This window comes from Candidatus Liberibacter africanus PTSAPSY, from assembly GCF_001021085.1.
Lineage (GTDB): Bacteria > Pseudomonadota > Alphaproteobacteria > Rhizobiales > Rhizobiaceae > Liberibacter > Liberibacter africanus.
This window is the reverse complement of record NZ_CP004021.1, coordinates 970,808-982,544: the sequence shown is the minus strand read 5'-3', so window position 1 is coordinate 982,544 and position 11,737 is coordinate 970,808. Positions and strand designations below refer to the sequence as shown.

The following is an 11,737-nucleotide window of genomic DNA, read 5'->3' as shown; positions in this document are numbered from 1 at the left end:
CCACTATATCCACAATAAAAACGTGTACTTGCTGAATAATTCTATCAAAATTACTTTATTCCATGAATAAAAATACCACCAAAGAGTATTTTCCTCTAAAAAAAAAAGAAATCAAAAATACTATATTTTGCGATTTAATTTTGTTTAATCATTTAAAATAGTAACCGTAAAATTATCCGAAACTAGCTTCTTAATATGTTTTGCAATTTCACGGATCATCGGATAAGTCTTTCCATCCTTTTTAAACTCATTAATCTTACTAACATCATCAATCTCATAATATTTAGAAGAGGTGCTATTAGCACATTTTTTTAAAATATTACGTGTAGTCATATCTGGCTCAATCCCTATAGATACTACATTATGCTTTTTATCATAATTTTTATACTTTGGCGGTGGATCTACATGAATATCAAAGCAAGCTTGTGACATCTGATTCATAATAATTTGATTAGTTAAATAACCCGTAGTAAGCTCACCTCCCATTGCTACTATCAGCATATTTCTTTGTTGTTTCCCATTCTCAGGAAAACAAGGATTGATCCTTTCACGTAACAATAAAGAATTTGTCACATATCCAGGTTCCTTGAAAAACAAATCATCAAAAGAGGATTTAGTAATATTACTAATATTTGTCCATCTAGTGCGGTATATTCTATTAACCAGATATGAGGATCGAGACGAACTACTTTCACCATTTTTATCATATTGAAAAAATCCTTTATACCAATAACTTATGCCAGAAAAATTATATGGAGCTATACATAATGGAATGTATTCTATTACCTCATTTAATATAATATCTTTGATAAAAGAATATTTGGAAAAATTATTTTGCAATTCATTGCTTATAAGTATTTTTTTTTGAGTATTACTGACCAGTCCATAGACTCCAGCCCCTGCATTCATTGCAAAAACAGGAAGATCACTTTCCCATGTAAAGAAAATGCCCATTATAGAAGGCTCTTGTTTATATGAAATTTTTTTTTGCGAGAAAATTTTAACACTACTTTTACTATTAGAATTTCTTCCCCAAAATTGTGATAATATTTTCAGAAAGAATCCTTTTAACTCAACATCCATCACCATATCAATTGTAACGTGAAACTCTAAAGGAGATTCGCTCTTCTTTTTAATGACAATAGAAGCATTATTAATAGCTGAATCTATATTTTCTTTGCTTAACAAATCTGAGAAATCATTGACGTAAAAAAATTGTTTTATGCGCTTTCTAACAGCCTCCACTTCTTTCTCCCCCGTTAATATCGCAATCCGACCCTCCCCACCTTGCCCAATGGTTCTCATATAATACTTAGAATTCCCCTCATATAAATCATTTATATGTATTTGATAAACAACAGAATGCATAATATCTCGAAGCATATAATTTGTCTGCATGACCGCCATAAAATCTAACAAGACATCGGCTATAGACAAGAAACTAGACAATAAAACAGCTGTGACAATGAAAAAAGAACCGCTGTTACATTTTTTTAGACGCAAAAAGCCTAATACCATATTCCTATTCTGAAACATATAATACCTAAAATATAATCTATGAAAAATGACTAATGAAAAAACAATTAATAATAGTCAGTATATATATACTAAATGTTAACTAAGTAAAATAGTATTTTCAAAAACATAATAACGTCAAAAAAACTTGTGTGCTATAATGGTTTTTAATCATTATCAATGTAATATTGTGATAACAAAAAAATCATGTAGCGAATGCCATTCTTATAAAGATTTTTTTTATTCATGAAAAAATATTTGATTATCAAAGTTAGGAATCAAAAACTATTTCGTATCTTGACATAATGATCTTTATGAACGATAATTGATGCGTAGCATCGGTATTCGCGATTATATAATTAGGTGCGGTTTTATCTGTTAGATTTTTCTGCTGATCTTTCTTATGATTTCGAGTTATTGATCTTTGGAAAAAAATTGTTTTTGCACGTGAAAGGAAATAATAGTGCCGAAGGGTTTAATTAAGTGGTATGATGGCCAAAAAGGATATGGTTTTATTTCCCCCAGTGTACCTGGTGAGAGTGATGTTTTCTTGCATAGATCTGCTGTTGAGAGCGCCGGATTGAGCAATGTAAGAGAAGGTCAAGAGGTCACTTATGATTTCGTAAAAAACGAGGCGACTGGAAAATATTCCGCAGAGAATATTAGGCTAGATTAATATCCTTTATGTATTAAAACGTAACAGCGTTATAAAATGCTCATAATTTTTTTAGATTTTCTCATATTATAGCGTTGTTATCGTTTGTGAGAAGTTTATTAGTGGAAGCACTTTTTTATAGCATATCTTTTGCTTTTTAGCTTTTTTGTAGCTATATTTTATTTCTATAATCGTCGTAGCATATCTATAAATTACATTTTAAATGGTTTTGTCATATAGTTTATGATTTATGTCTCAAAAAATAAAAGATGTTGGCCAACGTATTGTAAGTTTGATTATCAAAAATATTTAAAAAATTATAGCTTACGCCTTCCTTCCCTTTAATCTGCTGTTAATGCTGTTTTTAGGTATTTTTATTAGGAAGTGGCTTCAGATGAGATCTTCTTAATCTCATTATTTTAGTTAAACAATCAAAATTAATTCACTTTTATAAGCAATGTCTTGGAACAATTGTTTTTTTGTTTTATATGTAGTAATGAATTGTGTCTTTGTAATGTAAAGTTTAAATATTCAAGAGATAACCATTGCCTAGGAGGTCTATATCATATCCAATTTCCTATATTTGCTAAAGAAACAAATACTTTCTGAATCCTATCACCATCTTTTCTTCCTGTTTTCTGATCTATACTCAAATTCAAAAATGTGAATTTATCTAATGTCCAGTTATATTTTAACGGTTACCTGCCCATCCAATGAAAGAATTATGCCTGTCATTTCCAGGTATTTAGTTAAAAAAGATTGTAATATATTATGTTTATCTCAATTTGATGATTTGGATACCAGATTTTTTTTTCTGCGAGTAAACTTTACCTTCAAAAACAATACCTCTATAGAAAATTTTCTTGATGATTTTCAACCAATTATCCAGCAGTTTTCAATGAAATTTTCCATTAGAAATGCAAAAAAAGCAGTAAAAACCCTCATATTAGTCTCACGTCTTTATCATTGTCTTCACGATTTATTATATAGATGGAATATGGGGACCCTTAATCTAAACATAATTGGCGTAGTATCTAATCATCTCCTACACAAGCAAATGGTCGAAAACTATCATATTCCATTTCATTATATTCCAGTAACACAAAAAACTAGAATACAATCTGAAAAAAAACTCATCGAAATAATAGACAAACACAATGTAGGACTAATAGTCTTAGCGCGATACATGCAGATTATTTCTGATCAATTATGCTCTAAAATGGCAGGACGCATCATCAATGTACACCACTCGTTCTTACCTTCTTTTAAAGGAGCCCATCCTTATAAACAAGCATATGAATATGGAGTAAAAATCATTGGAGCAACAGCACATTATGTAACTTCCGAACTAGATGCTGGCCCAATAATAGCACAAGATGTTAAACACATCACGCATGCACAAAATGTCGAAGATTACTCTAAAATAGGAAAAAAAATAGAAGCAAAGGTATTAACTAGTGCAGTAACCGCCCATATTCAACATCGCGTTTTCATAAATAAAAGGAAAACCATCGTCTTTCCCGATCATCCGAACAATTACTCTGAATAAAGAAATCCTACGTAAATTTTTTATAGCATAAGATGAGTTTACAGCTTTTCTTCTAGTGATCTTTCTACGAATAAACCAATACCTTTTTAAACGGAAAACCATCGTCTTTCCCACTCATCCGCACAATTACTCTGAATAAAGAAATCCTACGTAAATTTTTTGATGAGTTTACAGCTTTTCTTCTAGTAGTCTTTATACGAATAAACCAATACCTTTTTAAACGGAAAACCATCGTCTTTCCCACTCATCCGCACAATTACTCTGAATAAAGAAATCCTACGTAAATTTTTTGATGAGTTTACAGCTTTTCTTCTAGTAGTCTTTCTACGAATAAACCAATACCTTTTTTAAGACGATTACGACGTATCCTCTCAACTTCAATCACAGATTTTAATATTCTAAGACATGATTCCAAATTATCGTTAACAATAACATAATCATAAGCATTCCATTTCTCTATTTCCACATAAGCATTACGCAATCGTAATTGAACTTTTTCCTTATCTTCTTGATTTCTTTCTGAACGCATAATCAAACGAGAAGATAATTCCCGCATTGTCGGAGGCAAAATAAAAAAAGACAAAATATCTGGCTTCATCTGCTTATGTAGATTCTGAGCTCCCTGCCAATCAATGTCAAAGAGCATATCCTTCCCCTGAGATATAGTTTTTTCTATAGGATCTCGCAAAGTACCATAAAAATTACCATGCACTTCAGCCCACTCTATAAAAGCATTATCTTTTTTCAACTCATGAAATTTATTTAAACTTAAAAAGTAATAATCCTTGCCATCTACCTCATTCGGACGACGACTACGTGTAGTAACACTAATTGACATCTCAAAATTTTGATCAGATTTGAGAAGATGACTTGCTATAGTAGATTTTCCAACCCCAGAAGGAGAGGAAATCACCAACATAATTCCTCGCTGATTAATAGTCAGAGGTAAAAGGTGCCCTCGATTCATAAATACTCCATATTACAATTATTTAATAAAAAAAATTGTTCCTCTATTAAGTACTATTTCCATTTTTACTAATTCAAGTCTACAGAAATAAAAAAGATCATACAATTTTTAAAAGATAAAATCTAACCCCATTTAATACATAAATATATATTATACAAATAATTTCACTAATTTATAAAATAATAATTATAAATAATACTTAATTTTTATAATTATTAACAAAGTAAAAAAAAAATTTTTTATTATTATAAGTAATATTTTTTATTTAAAAAATAAAAATATATAATATATAAAAAATATTTCACTTTAATTTTAAAGTATTTTTTTTAAAAAAAATTTTTAATACATAAAAATAATTAAACAGCAAAATAATATATAACAACTATACTTAATCCAACATTCGTACAAAAATATAACTATAAATAGAAATAGAAAGGGATATTTCCATGAGAATATCAAATAGCATATTCGTTCTAATTGCCTTTACAGCTATGGGACTTTCTTCTTGTAACATGCAACCAGAACAACCACCACCTCCAAGGACAATGACTGATCTTGCGAAAGAAGCAGTAGATAGATTAACTAGAGAGGCATCTGAAAAAGCACAAGCACTTATCGAAGAGATGAGCAAAAAAATTAAGGGTGGGTAAGTAACCACAGAGGAATATCGAAAAGCGATCGGTAATATATTTGATTGCTGAGAAACCCACAAATCACAAATCACAAATCACAAATCACAAATCACAAATCATAATAATACCACTACAGGTAGATATTATAGCAAAAAAATAATTATAACCAAAAAACTATTTTTGAAACCATACTCTCTCATATGATTATGAACATTGTATGAGAGAGACAATTGATAATTTATAGGATTTTACACAATGAAGCTATCTCTTTCTCCTATCACACAAATGTTTGTATTCAGCGCAGCATTATTTTCTTGTGATTCCGCCGCTGATCCCGTCCAAAAAAGCAACATCGACCCTACTCCTATTGTTGTCGCAAATCCTGTTGCTGCACCACCTCCAACTCCAGCTCCAGATAATTTTGATGAACCCTCTCCACAAAGTATAGAAAAACAAGCAAGAGGCATTTCTCATGACATTCTGAATCTAGGAATCGATCTAGGACTGAATATGATAAGGAAAGACGAAAAAAAAGATCTTCAACCCATCTAAAAGATTCCATCAATTAAAACGAAATATTTTTTATACATCAATAAACAATTAATATATTTTAAAAAGGAAAATCTATAATGAAAACATGCAAAAGTAACCTTATCCTTTTATCTATCATAAGCATGATAATTGCCTCCTGTGATTCCACATGTTATGATCCTACTCATCATCATAATAATGATAGTAATGCCAATAAGACTTCTTGGTTTAACTGGAATAAAAAAGAAGATTCAAAATCTAATCCTAACGATAATAACAATCATAATGGTAATAATAACAACCATAATGGTAATGAGAATCATAATGGTAATGAGAATCATAATAAGAAAAAATAAATGCCAACGATCAAATGACGATAAAAACATTAATCGACTAGATCAAAAAAATACCGATGTAACTATCAATAAATCTTCTGAAATATATAAAGTCTTTTTATTTAGGCCCAATGTTTCAGAAGATTATTTGTTTATGATGTAAAGAGAAAGTTCATGTCTATAATACTATAGCTATTCAGATTAAAAATGCTTTCTTATAGAAGAATAAAGCATTCGCCACTGATGCATAAACTGAGAAATTTTATGTGAATTAGAAAAGATTTTGAAGCCATTACTCTGAGCATTTTTCAAAATGCCCTCGGTTATACCAACAGGAATAAATGCAGGAAAAATATTCGATGAGATATAACTTAGTCCTTCTCTTGCCTTGTAGAGGTTTTCTAACCCTAATTCAGCAAAAATCCTAATAACACGTGAAATTCTTTCGCTATCTTGAGCATATAAAAAAGATTCACGATCAAGTCCGACTGCCCCAAGAATATCTAAAGGAATGTATAGTTGTCTTCTATGACAATGTATAGGTAATTGGCTAATCAATTGTCCAATTAATTGCGCTATACCCGCATGTTTGATGAATCTTAACGAAGAAGAATACTTCTCATTATCTAACATCATAGCAACAAGACGAATCAGATGAGATGAAGTTTTAAAGGCATAAATCTCAAAATTTTTACAATCAAAAATTGAATCATTATATGAATCAAACAAATGAGCTTCGATCATATCAAGAAAGCACTGATATGGAAGATGATATTGATGAATAATAGATAATAATTCAACAGCAAAAGGAGATGCACTCTTAGGGGGGATATCATGATGAGACGATTCAAAAATATCTTTCCACCATTGCAAACGTATGTCCCCCATTATTGGATTTCTTGCTACATCCCGTATGCGCATCAAATCTGCATTAAAATGATAAAGAAAAGCAATCGAAATACGAAAAGTTGAAGGAGAAAGCAAACAGGCTAAATAATGGTTGTAATCCATATCTCGCAAGCTATGTAAAACAAAGAGAGAATCCCGGGAAAAAATTCTATTTGTTCTTTTCTTTTTTTTTTTGAAAAATTTTAATACCATCTATGCAGAAAAAATAAATCGCAGTAAATCATAATATAGAACATCGCAAATCCATCAATAGATATATCCACTTCTCATAACCTATCTTCTCAAAACATGGACCATAATACGCTATCCTTATAAGAAAATTGACGTAATAAATAAAAATATTATGAGAATTCCCAGAAATTATAGTATTGTATCATACAACACTCAAAGGATCTGTATCATTCTTAACATCCTCTGCTTCTTTTTCTTCTGTCTCACAAGAAATATTTGTGATAGAACGTTCAAATTCAAAACAAATAGGAGACGAAGCATCCTCCTCAGGATTCAAATAAACTCGAACAATACCCCCGCCTTTTTTAAGTTTTCCAAAAAGAATTTCGTCTGCAAGTGGTATCTTAATATATTCTTTAATAATCCGTTCTAAAGGTCGTGCACCCATTTTTACATCATAACCATGTTTAACAAGCCAAATAATAACCTCTTCCGAAAAATGACACGTAATCCCTTTTTCCTGCAATTGAAACTCCAATTGCATGGTAAACTTCTGCACTACTTGACGAATAATCTCTGGAGATAATGGAGCAAAAGGAATAATAGAATCTAGACGATTTAAAAATTCTGGAGAGAAAAATTTTCTTATCGCTTCTTTATCAGCATCATCATTCCCTGATGCACCAAAACCTATCCTGGATCTAAACATTTCTAAAGCACCAGCATTAGTAGTCATAATTAAAATAACATTACGAAAACTAACGTTTCTCCCACTTTGATCAGTTAAAATACCATTGTCCATAATCTGCAATAAAATATTCACAACATCAGGATGAGATTTTTCAATCTCATCCAATAAAACGACACTATATGGATTTTGATCAACAGAATCAGCTAAGATACCCCCTTGATCGAAACCTACATAGCCAGGAGGCGCGCCTATTAAACGCGAAACAGCATGGCGCTCCATATACTCCGACATATCAAATCGCAAAAGCTTTACACCCAAACAAGATGCTAACTGTTTACTTATTTCTGTTTTTCCAACACCTGTAGGGCCAGAGAACATATAACAACCTATTGGCTTATTGGGGTCAGAAAGTCCTGCTCGAGCTATTTTAATAGAACAGACAAGTTTCTTAATCGCTTCTTTTTGCCCATAAACGACTCTTTCTAAATTGCTTTCTAAATTAATCAAGATAGAATCATCATCATTCGCAACATTAGTTGTATGGATACTACGACTCATTGATGCAATCGTTCTTTTAATATCCTTTTTCAGTGATAAATTTTTCTTTTTTTTGATACAGGCTGCAATATCTGCGAAGCGCCTGCTTCATCAATCACATCGATAGCTTTATCAGGAAGTTTACGAGAAGAAAAATGTCGCATTGACAATTCAACTGCCGCTTTGATTGCTTCTTTCGAATATCGCAACTGATGATGCTCTTCAAAATATGGCTTAACTCCCTTAACAATCTCAATTGCATCCTCAATTGAAGGCTCATCAATATCAATTTTTTGGAAGCGACGTACCAATGCTTTATCTTTTTCAAAAAATTGCCGATATTCAGCATAAGTCGTCGCCCCTATACAACGCACAACACCAGAAGATAAAGCAGGTTTTAGAAGATTTGAGGCATCTATTGCAATCCCAGAGGCAGAGCCCGCTCCAACCAGCGTATGTATCTCATCAATATAAAGAATCGCGTTAGCGAAAGTTTCAATTTCTTTGACAATTTTCTTGATACGCTCTTCAAAATCACCTCGATAACGCGTACCAGCAATAAGATTCCCTATATCTAATGAAAAAATTCTCGCACCCAGCAAGGAATCTGGAACCATACCATCTACAATTTGCCTAGCAAATCCTTGAGCTATGGCTGTTTTACCAACGCCAGGATCACCAACATATAATGGATTGTTTTTTGAACGCCGACAAAGTATCTGTATAGTACGATTAATCTCTTCACGCCGACCAATTAGAACGTCTATCTTCCCTTTTTTCGCTTTTTCTGTCAGATCTACACAATAAGCACTCAAAGCAGGGAAACGATCGGAAGATGTTTGCGATTTACAACTATTTGCAAAATCTTCATTCCCTGGATTAGAACCATTCACATTGAGTGAAGATTGAAAATTTGAAAATTCTCTTCTCTTGCTTATACCATGCGAGATAAAATTAACCGCATCGTACAAAGTCATTTCTTGTTCTTGCAAAAAGTAAGCAGCATGACTATCAGGTTCAGAAAAAAGAGCCACAAGAATATTGGCACCTGTCACAATATTCTTACCAGTCGACTGAACATGAAGAACGGCACGCTGAACAACTCTTTGAAAACTAGCAGTAGGCTTACATTCTACACAAAAATCATCTTTTAATTTATTGGAACAATCATTGTCTATATAACGTAGTAACTCATCTTTCAAAACCTTGAGATCAACATTACAAGACACCATCACTTCTGCCGCATCTGAATCATCAATCAAAGCTAACAACAAATGCTCTAACGTCGCATATTCGTTACTCCTATCATTGGCTAAAACCAATGCTTGGTGTAAAGCTTTTTCAAGTTTTTCTGAAAACAAAGACAAGACTCAATCCCTTACTTCTGTTCCATAATACATTGCAAAGGATATTGATGTTGTCGTGAATAATTCATCACTTGACTTACTTTCATCTCAGCAATTTCATACGAATAAACACCACATTCACCTATACCTTGATGATGAACTTTTAACATAATACACTTCGCACTTTCATGATCTTTGTAAAAAAACTCTGCAATACATGAATAACAAATTCCATAGGAGTATAATCATCATTGACAAGCAAAACCCGATATAATCTAGGAGTCTGCACCTTAAAAGAGACTTTTGCCTTAGTATTTAAGCAATCGTCGATTCCCGCAACTTCTTTTTTGCTCATATGGTTTTTAACCATAAAAATAGTCGACACTAATGCCACTAATCCCACTACTCCTTAATCCAATGATATTTAAAACCATTGTCCGAAAAATAATTATAAACCCCTTACCAATGAAAAAAAACATTTTTATTTCCAATTAATCATTACTACACAATAATTTTAAACATAATATTCCTGAGGAAGCAATTAATAAAAATCAAAGATCACCTTCTAGAATAGACATATCAAAATGGTATGAAACTTCTCCTTCATCATCATTACGATAAATGAGACCAATAAATTCAGAATTCATCAAAACTTCCACCGAATCCGATTGATTATTCCGTGATTGGACATAAATACCAGAACCAAACATCTTTTGAAGATACCTTTCTAGTTTTTTAATTTCATCAGAAAGCATTCCTATCTCCATTATAATAATATTATTTTTAAACTAAAGAATACTCATACATCATTAAAATTAATGAAGCGAGATATTGAAAACAAAACATTTCAGTAATGCAAAAAAATAATTTTTGATATAACATTACTTTTAATATTCACAAAAAAGAAAGCCATCGAATATCTTTAATCAAAACATCCAAATAACCAACCAATTATTTAAATGTAAAAGCGGATATTTTTACCTACACATCATTCTTTTATCTATATCTTATTTTTGTATAAAATTCTACAACCCCTGCCTTAAACTGCTTATCACCAACTGCTAGCATATGATCTCTATCGTTAATATTTAAATGTTGACTAGATGGTATCAATGACATCAAATCTTGCGGAGAACCCGCTATATCATCTTTAGATCCAACCGCAATTAATACCGGAACATCAATGCGACTTAAATCATATTTACAAAAGAGCTTTCTCGTCATTGAAAGACATGAAGAAAGTGCTTGTAGATCATTGCCAGGAACACTTTCGGCAAATTTTCTAAATTTTCTTCCTAAAGGAGATTGTACATCATCAATAGATGGAAGAGAAAAAGAGTTTATAACAGGCTGCCAATCAACAGATGATTCATATAAACCACTTCCTACTCCACCCAAAACAACAGAGCGCACATAAGATGGATAAGACAACACCATAGAGCATGCTATGCGCGCACCCATCGAATATCCCATGATATGCGCTTTACTGATATTTAGATGCTCTAGAAGAGAAACAACATCTTCCGCCATTAAAACAAGACGATAATCATTGCAATCATATGGCTTATCACTATTACCATGACCTAAATTATCAATAGCAACAACTCGAAAACCCTGATCACTTAACAGTGTTATCCAACCTGTAGATAACCAGTTAATCCGGAAGGAAGACGTGAAACCATGAATGAGCATGACCACAGGAGCATTTTTATCTCCTACATCACAAAACGCTAATTGGAATTTTCTCCAAGAACTAAAAAAATTAACCTTATTAATCACAAGAATCTTTCATATATTTTCTAACACACATTTCAATTATTATCCTTTACCTTTAGAGTAATCAATGTTAAAAGTACACCGTGTAATTTGGCCTCATATTTGCAATATTTTAATAAGGAA

General features: G+C 31.8%; 10 protein-coding genes and 2 pseudogenes. 5 read left to right on the top strand and 7 right to left on the bottom strand.

The window, feature by feature from the left end; genetic code table 11:
• Positions 1-144: 144 nt before the first annotated feature.
• Positions 145-1,536 carry a CLIBASIA_04065 family virulence factor gene (locus G293_RS04460; RefSeq protein ID WP_455423861.1) on the bottom strand — a complete coding sequence of 464 codons (1,392 nt, stop codon included), beginning with the start codon at positions 1,534-1,536 and terminating at the stop codon, positions 145-147.
• A 442-nt stretch (positions 1,537-1,978) separates the two neighbouring features.
• Between G293_RS04460 and G293_RS04455 the strand changes: the two genes are divergently transcribed.
• Complete coding sequence (locus G293_RS04455; RefSeq protein ID WP_047264472.1) at positions 1,979-2,191, top strand: cold-shock protein; 213 nt, start codon at positions 1,979-1,981, stop codon at positions 2,189-2,191.
• A gap of 655 nt (positions 2,192-2,846) precedes the next feature.
• Positions 2,847-3,719 carry a formyltetrahydrofolate deformylase gene (gene purU / locus G293_RS04450; RefSeq protein ID WP_047264471.1) on the top strand — a complete coding sequence of 291 codons (873 nt, stop codon included), beginning with the start codon at positions 2,847-2,849 and terminating at the stop codon, positions 3,717-3,719.
• Between the two features lie 298 nt (positions 3,720-4,017).
• Here the strand turns inward: purU and gmk are convergent, their stop codons facing one another.
• The gene (gene gmk, locus G293_RS04445; RefSeq protein WP_047264470.1) at positions 4,018-4,686 is read right to left on the bottom strand and encodes a guanylate kinase; all 669 of its coding nucleotides are present in this window, start codon (positions 4,684-4,686) and stop codon (positions 4,018-4,020) included.
• Positions 4,687-5,132: 446 nt separating this feature from the next.
• Here gmk and G293_RS04440 point away from each other — a divergent pair, with 446 nt between their 5' ends.
• From G293_RS04440 to G293_RS04430, 3 genes are all read left to right on the top strand, one after another.
• Positions 5,133-5,336, top strand: a complete 204-nt coding sequence (locus G293_RS04440; protein WP_047264469.1) for a hypothetical protein — start codon at positions 5,133-5,135, stop codon at positions 5,334-5,336.
• A 237-nt stretch (positions 5,337-5,573) separates the two neighbouring features.
• Positions 5,574-5,870, top strand: a complete 297-nt coding sequence (locus tag G293_RS04435) for a hypothetical protein (protein WP_047264468.1) — start codon at positions 5,574-5,576, stop codon at positions 5,868-5,870.
• Positions 5,871-5,947: 77 nt separating this feature from the next.
• Positions 5,948-6,205: a hypothetical protein gene (locus G293_RS04430; RefSeq protein WP_047264467.1), complete on the top strand. Its 258-nt coding sequence runs from the start codon at positions 5,948-5,950 to the stop codon at positions 6,203-6,205.
• 180 nt (positions 6,206-6,385) lie between these two features.
• Here G293_RS04430 and G293_RS04425 read toward each other — a convergent pair whose 3' ends face one another.
• The 5 genes and pseudogenes from G293_RS04425 to G293_RS04405 form a co-directional block, all read right to left on the bottom strand.
• Complete coding sequence (locus G293_RS04425; protein WP_244464376.1) at positions 6,386-7,195, bottom strand: squalene/phytoene synthase family protein; 810 nt, start codon at positions 7,193-7,195, stop codon at positions 6,386-6,388.
• Between the two features lie 271 nt (positions 7,196-7,466).
• A pseudogene (gene clpA, locus G293_RS04420) lies at positions 7,467-9,859 on the bottom strand (ATP-dependent Clp protease ATP-binding subunit ClpA).
• A gap of 11 nt (positions 9,860-9,870) precedes the next feature.
• A pseudogene (gene clpS, locus G293_RS04415) lies at positions 9,871-10,193 on the bottom strand (ATP-dependent Clp protease adapter ClpS).
• Positions 10,194-10,389: 196 nt separating this feature from the next.
• Positions 10,390-10,593: a DUF3126 family protein gene (locus tag G293_RS04410; protein WP_047264465.1), complete on the bottom strand. Its 204-nt coding sequence runs from the start codon at positions 10,591-10,593 to the stop codon at positions 10,390-10,392.
• 241 nt (positions 10,594-10,834) lie between these two features.
• Positions 10,835-11,617, bottom strand: coding sequence for an alpha/beta fold hydrolase (locus G293_RS04405; protein ID WP_047264464.1), 783 nt, complete (start codon positions 11,615-11,617; stop codon positions 10,835-10,837).
• Positions 11,618-11,737 lie beyond the last annotated feature (120 nt).

Bases quoted from the DNA above. Each gene is read 5' to 3' on its own strand.
- G293_RS04430 (WP_047264467.1), top strand. From the start codon at position 5,948: ATGAAAACATGCAAAAGTAACCTTATCCTTTTATCTATCATAAGCATG.
- purU (WP_047264471.1), top strand. From the start codon at position 2,847: ATGTCCAGTTATATTTTAACGGTTACCTGCCCATCCAATGAAAGAATT.
- G293_RS04460 (WP_455423861.1), bottom strand. From the start codon at position 1,536: ATGTTTCAGAATAGGAATATGGTATTAGGCTTTTTGCGTCTAAAAAAA.
- G293_RS04435 (WP_047264468.1), top strand. From the start codon at position 5,574: ATGAAGCTATCTCTTTCTCCTATCACACAAATGTTTGTATTCAGCGCA.
- gmk (WP_047264470.1), bottom strand. From the start codon at position 4,686: ATGAATCGAGGGCACCTTTTACCTCTGACTATTAATCAGCGAGGAATT.
- G293_RS04425 (WP_244464376.1), bottom strand. From the start codon at position 7,195: ATGGATTACAACCATTATTTAGCCTGTTTGCTTTCTCCTTCAACTTTT.
- G293_RS04440 (WP_047264469.1), top strand. From the start codon at position 5,133: ATGAGAATATCAAATAGCATATTCGTTCTAATTGCCTTTACAGCTATG.
- G293_RS04410 (WP_047264465.1), bottom strand. From the start codon at position 10,593: ATGCTTTCTGATGAAATTAAAAAACTAGAAAGGTATCTTCAAAAGATG.